Origin of the sequence: Clostridium sp. OM05-5BH, assembly GCF_003481505.1 — a bacterium.
GTDB classification, from domain to species: Bacteria; Bacillota; Clostridia; order Lachnospirales; family Lachnospiraceae; genus Otoolea; species Otoolea fessa.
This window is the reverse complement of the sequence record NZ_QULJ01000005.1, coordinates 14,919-39,838: the sequence shown is the minus strand read 5'-3', so window position 1 is coordinate 39,838 and position 24,920 is coordinate 14,919. Positions and strand designations below refer to the sequence as shown.

Below are 24,920 nucleotides of genomic sequence, written 5' to 3'. Positions count from 1 at the left end.
TCTCAATCGGAGACCTAACTCCCACTAAGACAAATTTGTTATTACTCGCCACCTAAAGAGGTGGGGCTTCTCAACTGAGAGCAAAGGATGAGAATTATTATACTATTTGCATTGTGCAGATATGCACACTACTGCGCTTTCATCTCGGTAATTGAATTGCCGAGGATTCCCGCTTATTGTCCTAAACATTTAAATATTTCTTCACATACTTCCCCGTATACGATCCCGGCGTCGCTGCCACCTCTTCCGGTGTTCCTTTCGCAATCACGGTTCCGCCGCCCTCGCCGCCTTCCGGTCCGATGTCGATCAGGTAGTCAGCAGTTTTGATGACATCCAGGTTATGTTCAATGACAACCACGGTATTTCCACCATCCGACAAACGTCTTAATATCTCAATCAGACGGTGTACATCGGCAAAATGAAGTCCCGTAGTCGGTTCGTCCAGAATATAGATCGTCTTGCCGGTTCCACGCTTGCTCAGCTCCGTCGCCAGCTTGATTCGCTGTGCCTCACCGCCGGACAGCTCGGTGGACGGCTGTCCCAGGCGGATATAGGAAAGTCCTACATCGTAGAGTGTCGCAATCTTCCGGTGTATGGACGGCACATTTTCGAAGAATTTCATCGCCTCCTCAACCGTCATATTGAGGACATCATAGATGCTTTTCCCTTTATATTTGACCTCCAGCGTTTCCCGGTTATAGCGCTTGCCGCCGCAGACCTCACACGGCACATAGATATCCGGCAGGAAATGCATCTCGATCTTGATGATACCGTCGCCGGAGCACGCCTCACAGCGCCCGCCTTTTTTATTGAAGCTGAAACGTCCTTTATTGTAGCCTTTTGCCTTGGCATCCGTAGATGCCGCAAACAGATCCCGGATCAGATCAAATGCCCCCGTATAGGTTGCCGGATTGGAACGCGGCGTCCGCCCGATCGGAGACTGGTCGATCGCGATAATCTTATCGAGCTGCTCGACGCCCTCGATGGATTTATGTTTTCCCGGAATCGTGTGTGCTCGGTTCAGCTTCTTTGCCAGCGCTTTATAAAGAATCTCATTGACAAGTGAGCTCTTTCCCGAACCGGAAACGCCGGTGACGCAGGTCATCACGCCCAGCGGGAATTTGACGTCGATATTCTTAAGATTATTTTCCGCTGCGCCTTTCACCGTCAGCCAGCCGGCCGGTTTTCTCCGCTCGGACGGCACCGGAATCTGAATGCGCCCGCTCAAATATGCGCCGGTGATCGATTTTTCATTTTTCATGATCTCTTCCGCTGTGCCGATCGCCACGACCTCGCCGCCGTGTTCGCCCGCGCCCGGACCGATGTCCACGATACAGTCTGCCGCGCGCATCGTATCCTCGTCATGCTCAACCACCAGAACTGAATTTCCCAGATCCCGCAGGTGTTTCAGGGTATCCAGAAGCTTGTCGTTGTCCCGCTGGTGAAGTCCGATACTCGGCTCGTCCAGAATATATGCCACACCGACCAGACCGGAGCCGATCTGGGTTGCCAGGCGGATTCGCTGCGCCTCGCCGCCGGACAGCGTGCCAGTCGCACGCGACAGGGAAAGGTATTCCAGACCGACATTGATAAGGAAGCTGATCCTCGCCCGAATCTCTTTCAAAATCGGCGCACCGATCGCCTGCTGCATCGGCGTCAGCTCCAGCGCATCGATAAATTCGCGGAATTTGACGATCGACATATCGGTCGCCTCGAAAATATTTTTCCCGCCAACCGTGACTGCCAGAGATTCCTTCTTTAATCGCTGCCCCTTGCAGGCTGGACACGGCGTGATCCGCATAAATGTCTCATATTCCGCCTTCATTGAATCAGAGAACGTCTCACGGTATTTGCGGTTCATGCTCTGAATCAGCCCCTCAAAGGCAATATCATAAATTCCCTCGCCACGCTGTCCACGGTAATACACCTTCACAACCTTGCCGCCGGTTCCGTAAATTAAAATATCATGGATCTCCTTCGGATAATCTTCAAACGGGGTATCCAGACTGAAATCGTATTCTTTTGCCAATGCATTTAAGATCGCGCCGGAAAAGCTCGTTTTGTCCGTGCAAGACTGCCATCCCATCGCCGTGATCGCACCCTGATTGATGCTCAGGCTCTTGTCTGGAATCATCAGATCCTCATCAAACTCCATCTTATATCCCAGACCGAAGCAGTCCGGGCACGCACCAAATGGGTTGTTGAAAGAGAAGCTGCGCGGTTCGACCTCATCCACGCTGATACCGCAGTCCGGGCAGGAAAAATTCTGGCTGAACGTCAGGGTATCGTGCTTTTCTTCGCCGTTTTCATCCCGCACCGCCGTATCGGTCAGCATCAGACCATTGGAGAGACCCATGACCGTTTCAATCGAATCCGAAAGGCGTTTCTCAATCCCCGGCTTGACCACCAGGCGATCGACCACAATCTCAATATTGTGCTTGATATTTTTATCCAGCGTGATCTCCTCGGAAAGCTCGTATAAGCTGCCGTCCACCCGCACACGGACATAACCGCTCTTCTTTGCCTGCTCCAGCACTTTCTCGTGGCGTCCTTTCCGCCCGCGCACGACCGGGGCAAGAAGCTGGATCTTTGTGCGCTCTGGCAGCGCCATGATCTGGTCAACCATCTGATCGACCGTCTGGCGGCGGATCTCACGACCGCACTTCGGGCAATGCGGAATACCGATTCGTGCGTACAAAAGACGCATATAATCATAGATCTCCGTCACTGTGCCGACCGTCGAACGCGGATTCCGGTTCGTCGATTTCTGGTCGATAGAGATCGCCGGGGACAAGCCCTCGATGCTCTCGACATCCGGCTTTTCCATCTGACCTAAGAACTGACGCGCATAAGACGACAGGGACTCCATATACCGCCGCTGCCCTTCGGCATAGATCGTGTCAAATGCCAGAGATGATTTACCCGAACCAGAAAGTCCGGTCAGGACGACCAGCTCATTTCTCGGAATATCAATGGAAATGTTTTTCAGATTGTGCTCATTGGCACCTCGTATCTTTATATATTGCTTCGCCATATCTGTACCTCAATTATCATTGACTCTGCTCTGTTTTATCATGTCGCTACTGACTTATTTTATAGTCATTATAGTCACAGTCTTCCCTGTAATTATGCTTAGTATAACACATTCCAAAAGTCTTTGCAAACATTTGTTCTGTTTGATAAAATTGAATCAGCTAAACATAGATATTCCTTGGGAATAGAAGTCAAACTTTTCATCAATTCTAATACAAAAAGGGCACCTCCGCCCGACTCCAAACCTAACATGGAGACCAGACAAAAATACCCTTTCGCCCTATTTCATTTTTTCACGCATTCATTTTATTTCACGATTTTTCGTTCCCCGAAGATACACCAGCCAGTACCCGCCTCCAATCACCAGCATCCCGCCGATCATATTTCCGATCGTAGCCGGAATCAGATTATTGAGAATAAAGGTTCCGATCGTCAGCCCTTCCGCTGCCAGACCGTACTCGCCCATGATCATCAGCCCCGCCGGGATGTAAAACATATTGGCGATGCAATGCTCGAAGCCGCAGAGAATGAAAATCGCCACCGGCGGGTAAAGCGCCAGAATTTTGCCAGATACCTGCTCGGAGCTCATCGCCGCCCAGACTGCAATACAAACCAGCACATTACAGAGGATCGCACGGCACAGCACCTCCGACAGAGTCAGGGTCACCTTGGAAACGGCTGTATTCAGAAGAACCTGCGCCAGATTGCCGCCGTACAGGCTTGGAATATGCCCGTAGACAAATAAAACCGCCACAAAGATCGCGCCAATCAGATTTCCCAGATAGACAAACAGAAGATTTTTAAACAGCCCGCCCACGGAAATCCGTTTCTGCAGCGCCGAGATCGTCATCAGGCAGTTCCCAGTGAAAAGTTCCGCCCCGGTGCAGACCACCAGCGCCAATCCTGCCGGGAATACGAGTGCCGAAGCAATCCGCGATGCCGAGCCATTTGTCATTGCTGCCGAGGCAACCGACGCCCCCGCGCCTGCCAGCGCGATGAACATTCCGGCGAAAAAGCCGAGTATCAGCATATGAGACACCGGAAGTTCCGCCTTTTTTCTGCCCGTCTCCACATAATTTTCTGCAATCTGTTTCGATGCAACCATAGATTTTCCTCCCATCAGCCTTTCTATGTCCGAAATCCATTTTTCAAATTCTTCCTTTTATCTTCTGAATTTCCGAACCTGCCACATCGTTTTATAACCTTTCCTTCCATTTCAAACAGAAAAAGACGGTTTTCGTCCGATCTTTCTGTTCTATCCCTTTAAAATCTTTGACAAACAACCGTCTTTTCTATTATTTCTATATCATTTCTGATGTCGTCCTATCATCTCAAGCCGCCATCTGACATCACCTATCAAGGGCTTCCCTTATTATTTCATGTAACTACTTTTTGCAGCCCTCCCACAAATCCTATAAGTTCCCCTTCATTTTCCTACCGTTCCTCCCGGAAATAATTCTCGCCCAGATGCGCCGGGATATGTGCCCCTTTATTCTTACGCATCGACGCGATCACCAGCACCAATGCGGTGATAATGAACGGAAGGGCATCGAAAAATGCCGTTGGAATCGCATACGTGTTTTTCGGCACATAGTATTTCAGCACGCGCAGCGCCCCGAAAATAAAGGAACCGTAAATAACATTGATCGGCTTCCACGCCGCGAAGATAACGAGGGCAACGGAAATCCAGCCAAGACCGCCGACGCTGTCGCGCAGCCACACGCCGCCGTTGATGATCATCGAGCAATATGCGCCGCCGATACCGCAGATCGCACCGGATAGCAGGATATTAATGTATCTCCACTTTGTAACTTCGATACCTGCCGCATCTGCTGCGCCCGGATTTTCTCCGATCGCCTGCACATTTAAACCAACCTGTGTTTTATATAAGTAGAAACTCGCCACAATCGCGATGATGATTCCAAGATAAACGAACGGGTTATAGGAAAATAATAATTCTCCGACCACCGGCAGATCACTGAGTCCCGGGATGTGGATGTTACGCATCTGTGCCGTCACCGCATCCGGAAGTTTCAGGGTGCCGTTCTCTGATTTTTCCAGCATAAAGACGCCGATAAAATTGGATAATCCGACACCGAAAATTGTCAGTGTCAATCCCGTTACGTTCTGATTTGCCATAAATGTGACAGTCAAAACACCGTAAATCAATGCCGACAGCATTCCAGCCACCGCCGCAGCTAACAGCGCCGCAACAAAGTTATCCGTCTGATAGCCGACCATAAATCCGGCGCACGCGCCAATCGACATCATTCCCTCGACGCCCAGATTCAGGTGTCCGACCTTCTCACTCAAAATTTCGCCAACCGTGCCAAACAGGAAAGGCGTACCCGCCAATACAGCCGCCACCAGAAATTTAATTACGATCTCGCTGCTCATGCGCGTGTACCTCCTTTTCCGCGAAATACAAATTGATACCGGATAAACAGTTCACATCCCAGAATGAAGAACAGGATGATTCCCTGCAGCACATCCGCGCAGTCCGAGGACAATCCGAATGAAGACTGAACTACGCTGCTTCCTTTTTCCAGCACGCTGAACAAAAAGGTAACCAGCAGAATCACTGGCGGATTCAACTGTGCCAGCCATGCCACGATGATCGCCGTAAATCCGACACCGCCGGCAACTGCCGTCGTCAGCGTGACATCCGAACCGGTCGCCTGCACCATGCCGCCGATGCCGCAGACAGCGCCGGACAGAAACATCGTCCGCAGAACCACTTTTTTTACATTCATGCCGGCATAGCGGGCCGTCTCCTGGCTCTCTCCCACGACGCTGATCTCATATCCCTGCTTGGAACGATTTAAGTAAACCGCTATCACTACCACAAGAATCAGCGCAATCACCCAGCCGAACTGGATGCCGAACACCTTATCGAGCGCCGCATTCTTATTGAAACGGGCAATCTTCGCATATCCCTGGGAACCTGGGTCACGCCATGCGCCCTCTCTCAAAAATACGATGACATTCAGCGCGATATAGTTTAACATCAGCGTAAACAGCGTCTCGTTCGTATCATACCGGGTCTTAAACCACGCCGGAATGAGTCCCCACAGACCTCCGCCGATCGCGCCTGCCAAAAACATCACGATCACCAGCAGCCAGTGATTCCAGTTCGCATGGAACAGGGCAAAATACGAGGCAAAAATACCGCCCATAATGATCTGTCCCTCAGCTCCGATGTTCCAGAATTTCATTTTAAATGCCAGCGTCACGCCCAGCGACGCAATCAAAAGTGGAATCATGATTTTGACCGTCGCCTGTATCGCCATCTCGCTTCGCAGCGCTCCGGTTACAATCGTCTGATAAATGACAAATGGATTCTGCCCAATCAGCAGGATAAAGAATCCGCCTGCCACCAGAGCCAGCACGATCGCCTCCAGACGGAGGATCAATGTTTCTCTTTTTCCAAGTTCCGCCTTTTTTACAACGCGGATCCACGGTTCTTTCATGCCTGTTCCTCCTTCTTTTCGGATGCCATACTCTTATCCAGCCCCAGCTCGCCCGCCTCGGTACCGGTCATCATCAGTCCCAGCTGTTCTTTCGTGAGCTTCTTCGCATCCACGATACCCGTGATCTTTCCATGGCAGAGTACCATGATCCGGTCTGAAAGCTCCAGAAGCACATCCAGATCCTCGCCGATATAGACAACCGCCACGCCCTTTTTCTTCTGCTGGTTCAGGAGATCGTAAATCAGATAGGAAGAATTAATATCAAGCCCTCGCACCGGGTAAGCCGTGATCAGCACCTGCGGGCTCGACTCAATCTCACGTCCCAAAAGTACCTTCTGGACATTGCCCCCCGACATCATACGCACCGGCGTATCAACGCCCGGCGTCACTATTCCCAGTTCTCCGATCAGGCGTTCTGCCATCTCCCTCGCCGGTTTCCGGTCTACAAACAATCCTTTCCCTTCCGAATAGGACTTGAGCAGCATATTATCAACCATACCCATTGAAGCAACCAGTCCCATGCCGAGACGATCCTCCGGCACGAAACTCATACTGATTCCGAGGCGGATGATCTCCGCCGGAGTCTTACCGATGATATTTTCCTTACGGTACAAAATAGCGCCCTTTTTCGCGTCCATCAACCCGGTCAGCGTCTCGCAGAGTTCTTTCTGGCCGCTTCCGGCAACACCGGCAACGCCCAGAATCTCGCCTGTTTTAATCTCAAAAGAAATATCATCCAGCGCCACGCCGCCGTCACTCTTATCGACGGTCAGATCGACAATCTTCAAAATAGTCTCTCTCTTCTCCATCTCCGGGCGCTCGATATTCAGGCTGATTGGTCGTCCAACCATAAGCTCCGTAAGTTTCTTCTCATCACATCCGGCAGTTTCCACCGTCTCGATGCTCTTTCCTTTTCGCAGAATCGTGACACGGTCACTGATAGAAAGGACCTCATTTAATTTATGGGTAATAATAATAATCGCACAGCCCTGTTCCCGCATCCGGCGCAGGATTTTAAACAGCCGCTCCGTCTCCTGCGGCGTCAGGACTGCCGTCGGCTCGTCCAGAATCAGGATCTGGGCGCCTCTATATAATACCTTCAGGATCTCGACCGTCTGCTTCTCGCTGACCGACATGTCGTAGACCTTTTTCTCCGGTTCAATTTCAAGTCCAAATGACTGTCCAAGCGCTTCAATTTTTTCCCGCAACGCCTTTCTTCCCAGCCGTTTTCCCTTGGTTCCCAGCACGATATTATCCATCGCACTGAACACATCCACCAGTTTGAAATGCTGATGAATCATACCTATTCCTAAATTTCTCGAATCTACCGGCGAATTTATGGAGACTTCTTTTCCTCCAACCAGAATCGAACCGGCATCTGGGTGGTAGATACCGGAAAGCATGTTCATGAGCGTTGTCTTACCGGAACCATTTTCTCCCAAAAGTGCCATAATCTCGCCGTACCGGACGGTCAGATCAATCTTATCGTTCGCCACGACGCTTCCGAATGCTTTCGTGATCTGCCTACACTCAATGGCATACTGTTCTGTCATATCGTCACCTCAAATGAATATTTAACCAATTTTTTAATCAATTTTCTAAAAAAGAAAAAAGAGGTGCCGCAAATGAAAGTGGATCCATTTGAAGCTGCCTCCTTTTATCTGTTATATACTCTTGGAATCTGCAACACCCGGAAGCGTTTCCGAACCTGTTTCAGCATCGCTTCCAGGTATATAATTCCGTGATTATTTCTCTACGATGTTCTTGAAGTACCAGTGGATATTGCCTGTGATATCTGCATCGGACATATGCTCGCCCTCGGTGCCAACGGTGGTTCCGTCGTTGCACTCGATCACGCCATCAAATACATCCCAGTCGCCAGACTCGATCTTCGCACGTGCCTCATCGATCTTCTCCTGCGTACCATCTACGCACAGGTCAGATAACGGGGAAATGTCTACCAGACCTTCCTCCAGACCGCCGAAGTAGTTCTCGCCTGTCCATGTACCATCAATCAGATCCTGTACAGCTTTGGTATAGTAAGCGCCCCAGTTCCAAACGGTGGAGGTCAGAACTGCCTTCGGAGCATCCTTGCTCATATCAGAGTTGTAACCAACACCAAATACGCCAGCTTCCTCAGCTGCCAGCTGCGGGTTCGGTGTATCGCAGTGCTGTCCAATGACATCACAGCCCTCGTTGATCAGGGCTACGGCTGCCTGTTTCTCACCTTCCGGATCGTACCAGCTGTTGGTGGTCTTGATGTAAACGGTTGCATCCGGGTTTACAGAATATACACCCATTGCAAATGCGTCACATCCGCCGGTAACCTCGGCATTGTCCTTGCCCCAGGCGCCGACATAACCGATCTTATTGCTCTCTGTCTTTAAACCAGCCGCGATACCAGTGAGGTAACGGGACTGATAAATCCGTCCAAAATAATTGTTAAAGTTCACACCGTTGGATTTGTAGCCGGTTGCATGGGAGAAGATAACGTCCGGATATTCTTCTGCCAGTGCCTCGCATGCATCCATGTAGCCCCAGCTTGTCGCGAAGATAATCTGGCATCCTTCCTCGACACACTCGCGCATTGCTGTCTCGATGGCAGTCTGATCATCGTCTGCTACGTTGTTCTTGCGGATAATCTGATCATCCTCCAGACCAACGGCTTTCTGCATCGCTACGATACCCTGATCATGCGTATAGCTGTAACCGGAACCATCCGCCGGATTTCCAATATGAATCACTCCGACCTTCAGATCCTCTTTAGCAACTGCCGGCATCACGCCCTCTGCTGCCTCGCCTGCTTCTGTGTCTGCCGCGTCAGCTCCCTTTTCCTCCGCTGCCTTCGTATCTGCTGTATCAGAAGACGAAGAAGAACAGCCTGCACACAGGGACAGCGCCATGGCAGCGCTCAGTAACACGCTTACTACTTTTCTCATAACATTTCCTCCTAAGAATGCCTGCGAATGCGGTTCTCTCCCTTTCTCATCGTTTGTCAGAATTCCCTCGCAGAACCTGAAATCCGAAAATAAAACCGCATTCCCGAAAATTTGGATCGATACAGGAGATATTATTGCATATTTACAGACGCTTTTCAAGGAATTTGCCTGATTTTTACTGTGATATTTATTAATCTCTTTTCATAAGTTTTACTTATTTCTTTTTCTCTCCTGTAATCCCCCGATATGCAGGAAGGGAACACCGGAGGAATCAGCTGCCAGCATTTTTTTTCGACGCAGACAACACAAAAACAGGCACCAGACATTTCCTTTCAAAATGCCTGATACCTGCTCAGCTCACTGTAACTGATTTCTCTTATAACTTCGGCAAACACGTAACCGTCCACCTTATAATACACGGCTCCGTTTTAAGCCTCTGCCTCGCCATCCTCTTTCTTCTCTTCCAGAATCTTCATAAACTCCTCACCGGTGATCGTCTCCTTATCCAGAAGATAGTCTGCCAGCTCATGAAGTTTATCCTCATGCCCGGAAAGAATAGCTTTCGCTTTCTCATACGCGCTCTTTACCAGCGCAATCACTTCCTCATCGACCCTCGCCGCCGTCTCTGCCGAACAAGCCAGGGAAGTATCGCCGCCTAAGTAGGCGTTGTTGACCGTCTCGAGCGCTACCATGCCGAAATGGTCACTCATGCCGTAACGCGTCACCATCGCACGGGCGATCTTGGTTGCCTGTTCGATATCATTCGAAGCCCCAGTCGTGATAGAATGGAAGATCAGCTCCTCCGCCGCACGGCCGCCGGTCAGTGTCACGATCTTGTTGAACGCCTCTTCCCTGCTCATCAGGAAGCGCTGATCCGCCTCCACCTGCATCGTATATCCGAGTGCCCCGGAGGTTCGCGGCACAATCGTGATCTTGTGGACCGGAGCCGAGTGCGTCTGCAGCGCCGCTACCAGTGCATGACCGATCTCATGGTAGGAGACAATCTTCTTCTCATCCCCGGAAACACCGGCATCCTTCTTCTGATATCCGGCAATAACCGTCTCGACACTCTCTTCCAGATCCTGCTGGGACACGGTCTTTCGTCCCATCCGTACTGCCCGCAGCGCCGCCTCATTGACAATATTTGCCAGCTCCGCGCCGCTCGCACCGTTGGTGGCACGGGCGATCTCATTGTAATCCACACTCTCATCCACTTTAACCTTTTTGCCATGGACTTTCAGAATTGCCTCACGGCCTTTCAGATCCGGCAGCTCTACCGGAATCCGGCGGTCAAAACGTCCCGGACGAAGCAGCGCCGGATCGAGGGATTCCGGACGGTTGGTCGCCGCCAGAATGACAACACCCTTCTTGCCGTCAAAACCATCCATCTCAGTCAGAAGCTGGTTCAGCGTCTGCTCGCGCTCGTCATTGCCGCCCATGCCGGCGCCGTCACGCTTCTTACCAATCGTATCGATCTCGTCGATAAATACGATACACGGAGCTTTTTCATTGGCCTGTTTAAATAAATCACGCACCTTCGCCGCACCCATGCCGACAAACATCTCAACAAATTCCGAACCGGAGATCGAGAAAAATGGAACGTGTGCCTCACCGGCAACCGCTTTCGCCAGCATTGTTTTACCAGTTCCTGGAGGTCCGACTAACAGGGCGCCCTTCGGAAGCACCGCACCGATCTCCGAATATTTTTCCGGCTTGTGAAGGAAATCAACGATCTCTTTCAGTGCATCCTTGGCCTCTTCCTCACCGGCCACATCCGCAAAGGTGATGCCGGTCTCGGATTCCGCATAAATCTTTGCATTGGACTTGCCGAATGTCATCGCATTTCCGGCGCCGCCCATCTTCTTCATCAGCGAACGCCCCATCAGCTGTCCGATTCCGATAAAAAGAATCAGCGGCAGAATCCAGGTCAGCAGGAAATTGAGAAGCGGAGAAGCCTGTGTATTGATCTCCGCACTGTATTTTACATCTTTTCCATCAAGCAGCTCATACAGGTTTACCCCCGGAATCTCCCCAGTCTTGTAGGTGACATTCCAGGTCTTGTTTTTATCGTCATTTTTCAGCGTATAGACGATCTCATTGTTCGTCGTCACATACACCTCATCGACATTATTCTCTTTCAGCTGTTCACTGAACTGGTCAAACCGCACTTCCTGCGTCCGATCCATCATGGATGGGAAGAGGAAAATGTTTAACAGCATGACAACCAGCATTACCAGTCCATAATAATATAGAAATGATTTTCTGGGCGGCTGCTTTCCGCCGCCGTTCGTGTTCTCTACCATAGATTGTTCTCCTTATTGTGAGTCTGTGACAGATGGTTTCTGTGTTTCTGTCACATCGTTTCGTGATACATTAACATATACCGCATTCTTTGTTATTTGTCAATCCACAACAGTAAATATTTATTTACTTTTTATATTTGTTGACCTTTTTGTCTGGATGTGCTAGAGTACAAGTAAATTGATGTTTCCTTGTTTGCAATTTATGTTTGTGAAATGGACCGCATTTTATTACTTTGATATTTAAATTTGGAGGTTTTCCTATGAATCCAGGCAAAAAAAATTCAAATCTTTTAAAAAACACCGGTATCCACTTCCTGGAGTTTGCACTCGGCTTTCTCTCCCTGGCGAAATGCCACTACCAGCCAAGCCATGATATGAAAGTCAACTCGCTTCCATTTTTTGCCCTGATCGCGCTCGACAGCTGGGCAGATCAGGACTATACCATGTCTGAGCTGGCGGACAAGCTGAGTATCACAAAGCAGCAGCTCTCCCATATGATCAAGGTTCTTGAGGAACGCGGTCTGGTCGAGCGGATCCATGATACAGCCAACCGCCGCCGCGTCTACATCCGCATCTGCAATTCCGGCCGTGAGATGATGAACCAGATGAAGCAGGAAATGCTGTCTTCCACCCTGTTTGGGCTGCGCGCTTACACCCCGGAAGAACTGGCATCGATGGACGAATGCCTGTGCCGCCTGATGGAATTAATGAAGAAATTCAACTGTGAAACCGATGAACCTGCGAAGAATGTATCCGTATGATAAAGACACCGGAGACACTTTTTTCTCCGCTTTCTTTTAAATCCTGTATAATTGACTTTTGTAACGTCCAGCAGCATTCCGGATTGATTTCTCTGCCATTTCATCCTTTCATCCGTTCCGGTGTGTTCCACGCCTCGGCAGAATTTTCTTTCTGTGCCAATGGACGTTTCTCAATGATACAGAAAGAAGGTTCCTACATATTATGCCACAAATGATAGAAAATCATATTTTTCCACACGCTGCTCATAACAAGCACACTCTCCCCCTCTCATCCAGGCAAACTTCTGCTGCCATTCCACGCCTTTCCGGTCAAACGCGTGCTGCCGCACCTGCAAGAGCCCAAAAGGCCGCGGACGAATTTGCCCGCTACCTGCTCACGCGCAACCTTGCCGATGAGACACTCCGCGCTTACACTTATGCTGTACGGCAGTATTTTACCTATTACCGTGACATTACCTACCCCAATTTAAAGCTATACAAAATCTTTCTGCTCGAGCACTACAAGCCGCAGACCATCAACCAGCGGATCCGGGCTTTGAATGCCTACCTGGATTTTAAAAAGCTCTATCCCGGGCATCTTCCCATGGTAAAAATCCAGCAGAAAACCTATCTGGATCACATAATCAGCGAGGCGGATTATGAATACCTGAAACGCTGCCTGCTTCGGGATGAACGGTACACTTACTATTTTCTCATCCGTTTCATGGCGGCAACCGGCGTCCGGGTCAGCGAGGTGATTCAGTTCCAGGCAGAAGATATTTTCTCCGGCTATAAGGACATCTATTCCAAAGGAAATAAAGTCCGGCGCATCTACATCCCACAGTCACTCCGAACCGATACCCTCAAATGGCTTTCCTTTCTCCACAAATCCCACGGTCCCATCTTCCTCAACCGCTTCGGTTCCCCCATCTCTCCAGGCGGCATCCGCAGCCAGCTCAAAACCATCGCCCTCTCCTACCACATGACACCGAAAATGGTACATCCGCATGCATTCCGCCACCGGTTTGCCAAGAGTTTTATCGAAAAATGCGGCGATATTTCCCTGCTCTCCGATCTGCTTGGACACAAAAATCTCGAAACAACCCGGATTTACCTGCGTCGTTCCAGCAGCGAGCAGTATGAGATTGTCAACCGGGTAGTCACCTGGTAGAGAGGAGGAAATGAAGCACATATGAATTTTGAAACACTTATTTCCGACTTTGGCATTTACCTTGAAAAACAGGGGCACGCCGCCAGCACCATCCGGGTCTACAGCTGTTCCGTCCGGCTGTTTTTTGCACATTATAACAGCCTTTCGGTCGAGCACCTGCAGTCGTACCGGCGCTGGCTGCTGGAATGTTATAAGCCATCGACAGTGAATACGCGGATTCTGGGGATGAACCGGTTTCTGGATTTTATGCAAAACAGTGGATTGTTGGATAATGAAAAGGCGAATTTTCAATCACCCATATCCGCCCCCACAGATTCACTCCGCATCACTCCCACAGGTCACTACCGCCTGCGCCCCATCCGGGAGCAGAAGCACACCTACCTTGATACAGTGATCTCCCAGAAAGATTACGACCGGCTCAAACGGCGGCTAAAAAAGGATGAAAATTATTTCTGGTATTTCATCGTGCGATTTCTCGCCTCCACCGGCGCTCGCGTCAGTGAACTGCGCCAGATCAAAATGGAGGATCTGCAGCTTGGCTATCTCGATCTCTACTCCAAAGGCGGCAAGATACGGCGATTGTTCTTCCCCCGCTCCCTCTGCGGGGAAGCAATCCCCTACTTTGCCTCCCACGGCATCGACAGCGGCTTTCTCTTCCTGACCCGCCGCCGCACCTGCATCTCCGCACGCGCCATCGAGATGCAGTTAAAAAACATCGCAAAGCGCTACCGCATCAATCCGGCAACAATGTACCCGCATTCTTTCCGGCACCGCTACGCCATCAATTTTTTGAAACGGTTCAATGACATTTCCCTGCTGGCGGATCTTTTAGGGCACGACAGCATCGAAACAACCCGGATTTACCTGATGAAATCGAGTCAGGAACAGCAGACGGTGATTGACCGGGTGGTGACGTGGTAGGCACAGGCGTGTGAAAACCATAAAAGGGGAAAGAACTGCCATTTTCCACAATTCTTTCCCCTTTATTATAGATTTATTTTTTCTCTGCCTCCACAATCACGAGCTCATATGGAAGTGCTTCCTCAACGCTATCGGTTCTAATGTTTTCAACCGACCGTTCTACCGCATTCTCTTTTTTCTCCTGCTTCCCACTGTCCAGCTTTGTCTCAACATTCTGTTCCGCCTTCTTTTCAGAATCTTCCTCCTTTTCTGCTGTTCTACTAATAAGACGATGGGAGATTTCATTTGGTTTTATATATTTGCAATTTTTTTAACAACTTTTCTTTCCAAATAAACATTTTTCAAAACGGAAGTTAGAAGAACCAGATGGATAATAGAAAACGCATAAAGATATTACAGGCATAAAAAAAGCCCGGCAGAAAGAAAATGTGCTATGACATTCTCTCCCTACCGGACTTTTCCTAATATTAAATTTCCTTACAGCACCTTACTCAAAAATGCCTTCAATCTTTCGCTCTTTGGATGCTCGAAAAACTCCTTCGGTTCGTTTTCTTCGATGAAGTTACCGCCCTCCATGAACATGACGCGGGTTGCCACCTCGCGGGCGAAGCCCATCTCATGGGTAACCACGACCATCGTCATGTGTTCCTCGGCAAGCTGGCGCATTACGTTTAATACCTCGCCTACCATCTCCGGGTCAAGCGCAGAGGTTGGCTCGTCAAAGAGCATCACATCCGGATGCATTGCCAGGGCGCGGACGATCGCCACACGCTGTTTCTGACCGCCGGAGAGCTGTCCCGGATAGGCGGATGCCTTTTCCTTTAATCCGACACGCTCCAGAAGTTTCAATGCCTCCGTCTCCGCCTCGTCCTTCGGGCGTCCGAGCAGTTTCATCGGTGCCAGCGTCATATTATCAAGAATCGTCATATGCGGGAACAGGTTGAACTGCTGGAATACCATTCCCATTTTCTGACGGAGTTTGTCAATGTTTGTCTTTGGATCCGTGATATCCGTTCCCTCAAAATAGATGTGTCCGCCGGTCGGAGTTTCCAGCAGGTTCATGCAGCGCAGAAATGTGGATTTACCGGAACCAGATGGTCCGATCACGCAGACAACATCCCCCTTGCGTATCTGGGTGGAAATATTGGTCAGGACCTTTAAATCACCGAACGCCTTGGAAAGATCCTTGATGTCAATTATCACTTCTCCGTTTTGTACTTTATCGTTCATTCTTTCTCAGGCTCCTTTCCAGATTCTGTGCAAAGTGGTTGAAGATCATCGTCAACGCCAGATAAACAGCAGCCACTATCAGAAGCGGTGTCCACGCGTCATACGTTCTGGAACGGATGATATCGCCGCCCTTTGTCAAATCCTGCACCGCCACGTAACCGGCTACCGAAGTCTCTTTCAGAAGAACAACAAACTCATTGCAGAGCGCCGGAAGTACGTTTTTAAACGCCTGCGGCATAATGATATAACGCATCGTCTGGACATAGTTAAAACCAAGGCTTCGACCTGCCTCCATCTGTCCCTCGTCGATCGACATGATACCGGAACGGAAGATCTCCGCTACATATGCCGCCGAGTTAAGACCAAACGCGATCACACCGACAAAGACGCCGGCAAATACACGCGATACAAAAATACAGTAGTAGAAAATCATCAACTGGATAACAACCGGCGTTCCCCGGATGACCGTCAGATATACCTGGCAGACACCATTTAAAAATTTCATTTTACCGGTTTTGTCGTGAGTCGCACGGACAATCGCAATCAGCAGACCAAGGGCAATGCCGATCAGGGTCGCAAATAACGTGATGATCAGGGTATTTTTTAGGCCCCCTGTCAAATACTGCCACCTGTCATCCTTGATCAGGTTTAAATATAAGGCCTGCTTGAGTTTCTCCAATCCGTTTTCCTCCTTGTAAGATGATATAGACCCGAAAAAGGGCTGCTGCCGAATTTCATCTTTTTCATTCTGCAGCAACCTTTTTCTTAATCAAACAGATGTAGCTTTTTCTGTCAAATTATTCAGCGGTTTATTCAGCGGTAATGTATTTTGCAACGATCTCATCCAGTTTTCCAGACTCTTCCAGGTTTGCGATGGATGCGTTGATAGCGTCCAGAAGCTCTGTATTGCCCTTCTTAACTGCAATTGCGTACTCTTCTTCTGCATACGGTGTTTCCAGAAGCTTTAAGCCGTCATTCTCGTCTACAAATACCTGTGCCGGTTTGTTGTCAATGATAACTGCATCGATCTTGCCAGTGGACAGTGCCTGTACTGCATCTGCGCCCTTGGAAAATCTCTGTACACTCTCCTCGCCGAAATCATCGGTGGAGTAAAGGTCACCGGTGGTACCCTGCTGAACACCGATCTGTTTGCCCTTTAAATCATCCAGGGATTTGATGTCGCTGTCCTCGGTTACGATAACAGACTGAACGCCGGTTGCGTAAGTGTCAGAGAAATCCACCTGGGTCTGACGATCCTCGGTAACAGTCATGCCTGCTGCTGCGAAATCAGCTTTGCCAGACTGAACCTCCGGGATGATAGAATCGAATGCTACGTCGGTGATTTCCAGAGATGCTCCCATATCCTCGCAGATAGCGTTTGCAATATCTACGTCGATACCTACGATATCATTTCCATCGTGGTACTCATACGGTGCGAACTCAGCGTTGGTGGACATAACCAGAGTCTTTCCTGCAAATGCGCTGTCGCCAGCCTCTGCTGCCTCGCTGCCCTCTGCTGCCTCTGCGGTTGTCTCCTCATTCTCCTCTGCGGCTGCGGTTGTCTCTGCCGGTTTGGAAGAGCATGCTGCTAACGATGCTGCCATAGCAGTTGCCATAGCGATTGCTGCTAATTTCTTTTTCATAATAAATTCCTCCTCATTTCTATTCGCTGCTTTTGTATTTTTATGCAGTAAATACGAATATTCTTACTTTTATTATTGTATCTAGGAATACATTATACCGCATTTTTATAAATAATCAAGCCTGAATTCCTGTTTTTTACAGAGTTTTGTATGATTATGCATTCTTTTCCAATTTGTACGGTTCCAGTTTCGGACAGATCTTGTTGTTAATTCTTGGCACGGGAGTTTAATAGTTGCATAATCAGGTTAGTGAAATTTTGAAAGTAAATGAAAGCAGATGACAGCTCGAAGAATGTTTCCGGTTTCCGAACGGATTATCAATTCATAACGAACAGTAAAATGAGAACAATTCCAAAAATGGACAAGGAAGAAAAAAATACTATAGTCTGCAACAGCAACAAAAATCGCTGCACCCCAGCAAATACAAGGGTTACAGCGATTTTATTTTCACTCAACTGCCAAAGACTGGATATATATTTTTTTCAATAATCCAAATTTTTGTTTTTTCTGTGTTTCCTGTTTTCAAACTTCACGTTCTCTCCACAGGCAATATCATTTACTTAGAGAATTTCTTTGAAAAAAATTTTCTTTTTTCTACCAATAACTCAACAAGCACTTGACAACACCTTGATAGTTCAGCGCCTCAGCTAAAAAAACGCATAAAAGCAATCCATTCGTTATAATAGCGTTGACTAGAAACTATAAAACAAGCCCGGCAACCAGGTTGATACGACAGGAACAAACGATACCAGCAGCAAAATAGGTAATGCACCAAAAAGCAAAAATGGAAGAATAGGTTTAATAAGTTTATGAATCGGAACATCACAAACTCTGGAACATGCCATCAGACAAGTAGCCATTGGCGGTGTAATTGAGCCAATACCGATCGAAACAAAAACGATTACTGCTAACTGAATTGTATCAATCCCACATGCAGTAGCAATCGGTGTAAGAAGCGGCACCAGCGTCAAAATAATAACATTTCCATCCAAGAAAAAACCTATAAAAAACAGCAGAAGATCTATTAACAGGATAAGACCAATACGATTATTGGTAATTCCCAACATTAACTCTGCCACCAACTCAGGAATATGGTTAAGTGTCATCAAGCGACTGAAAATCAAAGTCATTGGAAACATTATAACCAATGCCGAAACATCCTTGACTCCCTTAGAAAAAACGCCCATCAATTGAACCAGAGAAAGCTTTTTATAAACTACCACTCCCATGATCGCTCCATATAAACAGGTAATTGCACCTGCTTCTGTCGCTGTAAAAATGCCGCCATAGATACCCCCTAACACAATTACCGGCATTAAAACTGCTACAACAAGCTCTAAAAAAAATCTATTCCGGCTTATAGTCTCACGCGCATTTTTTTCTGATTCTTCTTTAGGCTCATTATCTTCAGTACATGCAGAAACGGATGCAACTGTTTTACCCGCATATTCTGGATGATAATATTTTATATAAATAATCCGATTAATGATCAAATAGAGCCCTGCCCATATTAATCCCGGCACAATCGTAGCCATAAATAAAGCACCAACCGATGCCGAGGACACGGATGCAAAAATAATAGCATTTACATTTGGTGGAATCATAAAGCCAAAAGGACTGGAAGCTGCAATTAATGCCGCTAAATATGCTTTATCATATCCTTTCTTTTCCAATTCTGGCACCATAGCTGTTGACAGTGTATTAGCCGTTGCCAATGCTGAACCGCAAAGGGCTCCAAAAAAGCAGGAAACTACTGGAATTGTGGCCGTCAATCCTCCCTTTACATTATGTAGCATCTTATCCGCTACCCGAATCAGCACATTTGCAATTCCGCTTCGCTCAATCAAAGAACCTCCTACTATAAAAAGCGGAATCGCCAACATAGAAATAGAGTTCAAAATGTAAAACGCATTCGTTGCAAACGTTCCTGTACTTCCAAGCCCCATATATGCCACAAAAAAGGAGCCGCCCAAAAATGCTAACGGAACTGCAACGCCGGAAAAAATCATGAGTAAAATTAATACTGCAGCTATTCCAAATATCATAATGTGCGTAACCTCCTTATAGATTTACAAACATTCACCACATAATAAACCATCATCCCCAAAGCTCCTAAAAATACAGAAGCATATACCCACCACATGCTAAATCCAACAGCTGGAGACACCGTATTACGTTCAATATGTGTCATCATTAAATTAAATGTTAATGGCATAAATAATCCACATATTATAGTAGAAATAATCAAACTAAACAAATGAAGTGCTTCTTTTGACTTTTCCGTCTTACACAGATTCAAGAAGAAATCGACTTTTAGCATATTGTCATCACGCACAACCAGTATTACTCCAAGCCATACAAATACAATAAATAGAATTGTTGGCAATTCCTCATAGCCGTGCATATTAATATTAAATACCCAACGACTGAAGATTGTCAGATTAACCATAATCATCATCACAATCAACAAAATACCCGCTAAATTTCCAACCACAAATTCAACTATATGATCTAATTTTTTTAAAAATTTCACCACGTTCCTCCTCTCTTTAACGGTAAATAAAAAAGCAGGGGATACTACAAACATAGATATCAATCCACTTGCAGCATCCCCCATACCATTAATAATTAAACAGCTCAGATACCTGATTGTATAATTCTTCTCCAATCAGTTCTCTCCACTTATCCGACAGAGAAGCCGCATACTCTTTCCATTGATTCAATTCCTCATCTGTTGGCTGATAATATGTAATTCCTTTTTCATCAAAGAATTTTTCTGCGTCTGCTTTCATATCTTTATAAGATTCATATTCAGCCTCTGAACACGCCCAGGCAGCATCTACAAATATCTTTTGATCCTCTTCGCTATACTGATTAAACTTATCTAAATTCATCATCAAACTATACGAAGTCCACTGAGCTCCAACATATGAATAAAATGGTGCTACTTCATAATAATTTTCAATAATATATGAAGGTATCTGCTGATCCGTAGCCGTAATCAAACCATTCTGCAGCGATGTATATAACTCTCCGTATGGCATAATTGCGATATTTCCCAAACCGCCATAAAATTCGTTAACAATAGCATCTTCATATGTTCGAAACGTTTCATTCGCCAGATCCTTCGGCACTTTAATCAATTTATCTGTCGAAAAGATGTGGCGCTGTAAGCCACTGTTTTGTGCCAAAAGTTTAATTCCATTTTCTTCATAAAGCTTTGTATTAATAGCAAATCCTTCTGCATTCGGATTAGCAAGCTTTTCCCTCACTGTGTCTAAATCAGGTAATAAAAATGGAATTCTTTGCCATGCAAATCTCTTATCTACATTAGACATTCCGGCACCAAAGTTAAAATCCGTCTCCCCATCCTGAATCATCTGAAAGGATTCCGCATCGCTGGCATAACTGGAATACCAATAAATATCTACTACATAACGGCCATTACTATTTTTCTCCACCTCTTCTTTAAATTTCAGTAGTCCATCAGCCCAGGGATTATAATCCGGGGCAACCTCTGGATCTAACGCTGATGTTGTCAAAACAAGATGAGTTGCATCTGAATCTGCTTTCGTAGTTTCTTCCGCTTTATCGCTCTGCAGTGCAACTGTATTATTACCTCCACATCCAACTATAGTTAATGCCATCATTGCTGCCATTGTCGTTGCAATTAATTTTTTCATTGTACTCCTCCTTTTTCAACATCCACCATATTCTTTTTCTGCTCGTTCCTGGCTGATCAAGCCATCTTTCACATCACACTTTAATGCTTTTTTATCTCTCTCAAGCGGATTACCCCAACCTCCGCCGCCACTTGTCTGAATATAGAGTCTATCTTTCTTATAAAAACGCACCCTTGCTTTCGAAGGCAAATGTTCTTCCGTTCCATCAGCTCTATTTACTGTAAAACGAGCTCCTAATGCTGCTTTTCCACCATTCAATCCCCACGGTGCCGTATTAACACGATCAGAGGCAATAAAGCAGTCCACCTCATCTGTCTGGAATTCCAGGACTCGCTCAATTCCAAATCCACCCCTGTGCTTACCAGGTCCTTCAGAATTTGGAGCTAAACCATATCGTATTACCTTAACCGGCATGATTCTTTCAAGAACTTCTACTGGTGTATTTCTGGTATTAGTCATATGCGTATTAACTCCACTGGTTCCATCTTGATCGCACATTCCACCATATCCTCCTCCAACAGTTTCACCATTAGCAAAGAACGAATGTGTTTCTGGATTATAACCACCCAGCTGAATTCCATTCATAGATCCACAAGCAGCCGCACATACTTTTTCTGGAACCACTTGAGCCAGTGCACCAAGCAGTACATCTACCAAACGCTGACACGTAATAGAATTTCCAGAACCGGTAGCTGCTGGATATACCGCATTTACCAAGGAACCTTCCGGTGTTATAACCTCAAAGCGGCGATATGTTCCAGAATTCGGTGGAATCGTGGGATCCGTCACTGCTCGAACAACATAATAAATGCAAGCCAACGCCATCGGACGAACACAATTCAAAGGTCCTCTTACCTGAGGGCATGTTCCCGTAAAATCAATTTTAATATGTGGACCTCCTGTAGTAATTGTTACCTTGATTTTTAATGGCTCTGTTGTAGTAATTCCATCTCCCTCTAAGAAATCCTCAAATTCAAATGTCCCTTTCGGAAGTTTTTCTAACTCTGCTCCCATTCGCCGGTCACAGTAGTTCTCTAACTCTGCAATTGCCTCAAGAACTACTTCTACGCCCATCTCATCACATAATTCCTCAAACCGCTTTTCTCCTACATTATTTGCTGCAATCTGAGCCATCAAATCTCCGCTACTTTCGTATTTTGTTCGGATATTAGAGCGAAACATAGCAAAAATCTCAGGATCTACTTTTCCTTCTTTTTTTATCTTTACTGGTGGGAAGCAAATCCCTTCATGGAAAATTTCCGTTGCATCTGGTGTTAACGAACCCGGAACCTTTCCTCCCACATCTACATGATGCGCCAGATTTCCTACAAAAGCTACTAGCTCTCCTTTAAAAAAGATCGGAGAAAAGATAATAATATCTGGCAAATGAGTTCCACCAATGAATGGATCATTGTGCATGATAGCATCTCCAGGTTTCAGTTCTTTTTTGTTAATATGCTTTAAAGCTCCCTTTACTCCCCAAGGCAACACTCCTGAATGAACAGGTATATGCTCTGCCTGTGCAATCGTCTCTCCATTTACATCAAATAACGCACACGAACAATCTCTTCTATCTTTAATATTTGTGGAATAGGCTGTCCGAATTAATGCTGCTCCCATCTCTTCTGTAATTGCAAAAAAGCGATTTCGCATAACTTCCAATGTGATTGCATCCATCTTTTCATTCCTCCTTTTAGTTCTCTTCTAATGCTTCCATCTTCCCAGTCTCACGATTTGCAATCTTCACAACCAAATTCATTCTCTCATCTACTGTCACCTTATCGCCAGGCCCTACTACGGACGTAGCTCCTGTTTCCTCTATGATTGCCGGACCGATAAAGCTGTTACCTGCTTTTAAAGCATCTCGCTTATATACGGCTGTATCCAGCCACTCTCCCATAAAATAAGCTTTTCGAATTTCTTCTGGTTTTGGAAGTTCCTTGCTAATTTCTCCTTTTGAATACAAGTTACTTTTGTCCATTTCCCCAACTACAGAAAGACGCAAACTAACCAACTCCATGGGATCATTCTTCTTAAATCCATAAGAACGCTCATGTGCATCACTGAAATCATTCACAAGCTTATCCCAAACCAGCTGATTCACCGGGCTATTGGGTACCGAAATCGTTAATTCGTAGGCCTGACCAAAATAACGGATATCTATTTTTCTCTCAAAACTTACGCTACTCTCTGATACGCCATCTCGAGCCATTTCTTTTCTTGCTTCAGCCTCTAATTTTTCAAATTTTTCTTCCATATGGTCGAAAGAAACATCTTTTTCATGTTTATGATACGTGCATACTTCATCATATCTAATTGGTGCAACTAATAATCCAAAAGCAGAAAAGTTTCCAGGTGCGATAGGAATAACAACCGTTCCTATATCCAGAGTTCTTGCCAGTTCAACCGCATGAAGTGCTCCCGCTCCTCCATATGGCAGAAGCACAAACTTTCTCGGATCGATTCCTCTTTCTACCGTCATAACTCTAATTGCTCTGACCATGTTGGAATTCGCTACACGAAGAATTCCCTCTGCTACTTCCTCCACTGTCATATTTAATTTTACGGCCAATTTTTCTTCTATCGCTTTCCGTGCAGCCGCCACATCCAGGTGCATTTTTCCACCTAGCAATTTTTCACCCACACGACCTAACACAGCATGAGCATCTGTTACTGTTGGTTCTGTTCCTCCTTTGCTATAACAAACCGGTCCCGGTACTGCTCCTGCACTGCGAGGACCAACCCGAAGCGCTCCGCCAGCATCCAGCCATGCTATAGAGCCTCCTCCTGCTCCAATCGTAGTAATATCTATATGTGGGAATTTTACCGGAAATCCCTCAATCACTCCTTCACCTGTGATACCAATAGAACCATTCTGCACAATTCCTACATCAAATGACGTTCCTCCAAGATCTCCAGTAATAATATTATGATAATCCGTAATCTTGGAAAGAAATTCGGCAGCCAAAACACCTCCAGCCGGACCAGATAATAACGTATTCACACTCTTCTGAGCTGCAATCTGATCGGTCATCATACCTCCAGAAGATTGCATAATAGTCAATGGAGAATTAATCCCATTTTCATCTAATCGTCTACGCAACTGGGATACATATTTCTGCATTCTTGGCTGAACATATGCATTCATAACGGTTGTATTCATTCGTTCAAATTCACGAAACTCCGGCAAAATTTCACTAGATACAGACACTGGAAAATCTGGTGCGATTTCACGAATAACTTCCAACGCTTTTTTCTCATTTTCATCATTCGCATAAGAATGAAGAAAACAGATTGCAATGGATTCCGCTCCCTCTTCCATTAATTCATGAATCGTTTTCTTTAATTCCTCCATATCCAACTGCACCAATACAGTTCCCGTATAATCCATTCTTTCGTCTGCCTCCCGACGAAGATATCGGGGAATTAATGAAGCTGGTTTTCTAGCATGTAAATCATAAAGTTCTGGTCTGCTCTGGCGACCAATATCTAAAACATCTCTAAATCCTTTTGTTGTTATTAATGCTGTTACAGCGCCGTTTCGTTCCAAAAGTGTATTTGTAGCCACTGTCGTTCCATGTGCAACACCCGTCACACAATCTGGTGATACTCCCAACTCTTCTAAAAGTGCTCTAATTCCGTTCAGAACACCTATACTTTGATCTTCAGGTGTAGAAGGCGTTTTTGCAAAATACACCTTACCATCTTCATTTATTCCGACTACATCGGTAAACGTTCCTCCTACATCTACACCTAATTTCAATTTAGCCATTTTTCATCCTCCTTT

General features: G+C 46.6%; 18 protein-coding genes. 3 read left to right on the top strand and 15 right to left on the bottom strand.

Going from position 1 to position 24,920, the window contains the following annotated elements; translation table 11 throughout:
- Positions 1–181 precede the first annotated feature (181 nt).
- The 7 genes from uvrA to ftsH all read right to left on the bottom strand — a co-directional run bounded on the left by uvrA (position 182) and on the right by ftsH (position 11,745).
- A complete protein-coding gene (gene uvrA / locus DXB70_RS07835) occupies positions 182–3,034 on the bottom strand; it encodes an excinuclease ABC subunit UvrA (protein WP_118472205.1) in 2,853 nt (950 codons plus the stop codon).
- A 300-nt stretch (positions 3,035–3,334) separates the two neighbouring features.
- Positions 3,335–4,138: a formate/nitrite transporter family protein gene (locus tag DXB70_RS07830; protein ID WP_182448436.1), complete on the bottom strand. Its 804-nt coding sequence runs from the start codon at positions 4,136–4,138 to the stop codon at positions 3,335–3,337.
- Between the two features lie 329 nt (positions 4,139–4,467).
- On the bottom strand, positions 4,468–5,430 hold the full coding sequence (locus DXB70_RS07825) for an ABC transporter permease (protein ID WP_118293913.1): 963 nt from the start codon (positions 5,428–5,430) through the stop codon (positions 4,468–4,470).
- On the bottom strand, positions 5,427–6,503 hold the full coding sequence (locus tag DXB70_RS07820; protein ID WP_022360157.1) for an ABC transporter permease: 1,077 nt from the start codon (positions 6,501–6,503) through the stop codon (positions 5,427–5,429). The genes DXB70_RS07825 and DXB70_RS07820 overlap by 4 nt, the downstream gene beginning before the upstream one ends.
- Entirely contained in the window at positions 6,500–8,056 is a 1,557-nt protein-coding gene (locus DXB70_RS07815) for an ABC transporter ATP-binding protein (protein WP_107000563.1), read from the bottom strand. The genes DXB70_RS07820 and DXB70_RS07815 overlap by 4 nt, the downstream gene beginning before the upstream one ends.
- A gap of 192 nt (positions 8,057–8,248) precedes the next feature.
- Positions 8,249–9,442, bottom strand: coding sequence for a BMP family ABC transporter substrate-binding protein (locus DXB70_RS07810; RefSeq protein WP_107000564.1), 1,194 nt, complete (start codon positions 9,440–9,442; stop codon positions 8,249–8,251).
- A 428-nt stretch (positions 9,443–9,870) separates the two neighbouring features.
- Positions 9,871–11,745 (bottom strand): ATP-dependent zinc metalloprotease FtsH, encoded by a 1,875-nt coding sequence (ftsH, locus tag DXB70_RS07805; RefSeq protein WP_118673075.1) that lies wholly within the window; start codon positions 11,743–11,745, stop codon positions 9,871–9,873.
- Between the two features lie 260 nt (positions 11,746–12,005).
- On the opposite strand from ftsH, the gene DXB70_RS07800 reads away from it, so the two are divergent.
- From DXB70_RS07800 to DXB70_RS07790, 3 genes are all read left to right on the top strand, one after another.
- Complete coding sequence (locus DXB70_RS07800) at positions 12,006–12,506, top strand: MarR family transcriptional regulator (protein ID WP_118673073.1); 501 nt, start codon at positions 12,006–12,008, stop codon at positions 12,504–12,506.
- A 202-nt stretch (positions 12,507–12,708) separates the two neighbouring features.
- A complete protein-coding gene (locus DXB70_RS07795; protein WP_243099928.1) occupies positions 12,709–13,656 on the top strand; it encodes a tyrosine-type recombinase/integrase in 948 nt (315 codons plus the stop codon).
- Positions 13,657–13,677: 21 nt separating this feature from the next.
- A complete protein-coding gene (locus DXB70_RS07790; RefSeq protein WP_118673069.1) occupies positions 13,678–14,577 on the top strand; it encodes a tyrosine-type recombinase/integrase in 900 nt (299 codons plus the stop codon).
- A 477-nt stretch (positions 14,578–15,054) separates the two neighbouring features.
- Here DXB70_RS07790 and DXB70_RS07785 read toward each other — a convergent pair whose 3' ends face one another.
- From DXB70_RS07785 to DXB70_RS07750, 8 genes are all read right to left on the bottom strand, one after another.
- Complete coding sequence (locus DXB70_RS07785) at positions 15,055–15,807, bottom strand: amino acid ABC transporter ATP-binding protein (protein WP_117796214.1); 753 nt, start codon at positions 15,805–15,807, stop codon at positions 15,055–15,057.
- A complete protein-coding gene (locus tag DXB70_RS07780; RefSeq protein ID WP_022360148.1) occupies positions 15,797–16,486 on the bottom strand; it encodes an amino acid ABC transporter permease in 690 nt (229 codons plus the stop codon). The genes DXB70_RS07785 and DXB70_RS07780 overlap by 11 nt, the downstream gene beginning before the upstream one ends.
- Before the next feature lie 130 nt (positions 16,487–16,616).
- Positions 16,617–17,450, bottom strand: coding sequence for a basic amino acid ABC transporter substrate-binding protein (locus tag DXB70_RS07775; RefSeq protein WP_107000569.1), 834 nt, complete (start codon positions 17,448–17,450; stop codon positions 16,617–16,619).
- Positions 17,451–18,142: 692 nt separating this feature from the next.
- Positions 18,143–19,495, bottom strand: coding sequence for a TRAP transporter large permease (locus DXB70_RS07770; RefSeq protein ID WP_117796216.1), 1,353 nt, complete (start codon positions 19,493–19,495; stop codon positions 18,143–18,145).
- Entirely contained in the window at positions 19,492–20,118 is a 627-nt protein-coding gene (locus DXB70_RS07765) for a TRAP transporter small permease (RefSeq protein WP_117796217.1), read from the bottom strand. Before DXB70_RS07765 ends, DXB70_RS07770 begins: the two co-directional genes overlap by 4 nt.
- Positions 20,072–21,133: a TRAP transporter substrate-binding protein gene (locus tag DXB70_RS07760; protein WP_117796218.1), complete on the bottom strand. Its 1,062-nt coding sequence runs from the start codon at positions 21,131–21,133 to the stop codon at positions 20,072–20,074. The genes DXB70_RS07765 and DXB70_RS07760 overlap by 47 nt, the downstream gene beginning before the upstream one ends.
- 15 nt (positions 21,134–21,148) lie before the next feature.
- Positions 21,149–22,810: a hydantoinase B/oxoprolinase family protein gene (locus DXB70_RS07755; RefSeq protein ID WP_118468271.1), complete on the bottom strand. Its 1,662-nt coding sequence runs from the start codon at positions 22,808–22,810 to the stop codon at positions 21,149–21,151.
- Between the two features lie 16 nt (positions 22,811–22,826).
- Positions 22,827–24,905 carry a hydantoinase/oxoprolinase family protein gene (locus DXB70_RS07750; RefSeq protein WP_118638394.1) on the bottom strand — a complete coding sequence of 693 codons (2,079 nt, stop codon included), beginning with the start codon at positions 24,903–24,905 and terminating at the stop codon, positions 22,827–22,829.
- Positions 24,906–24,920: the final 15 nt, after the last annotated feature.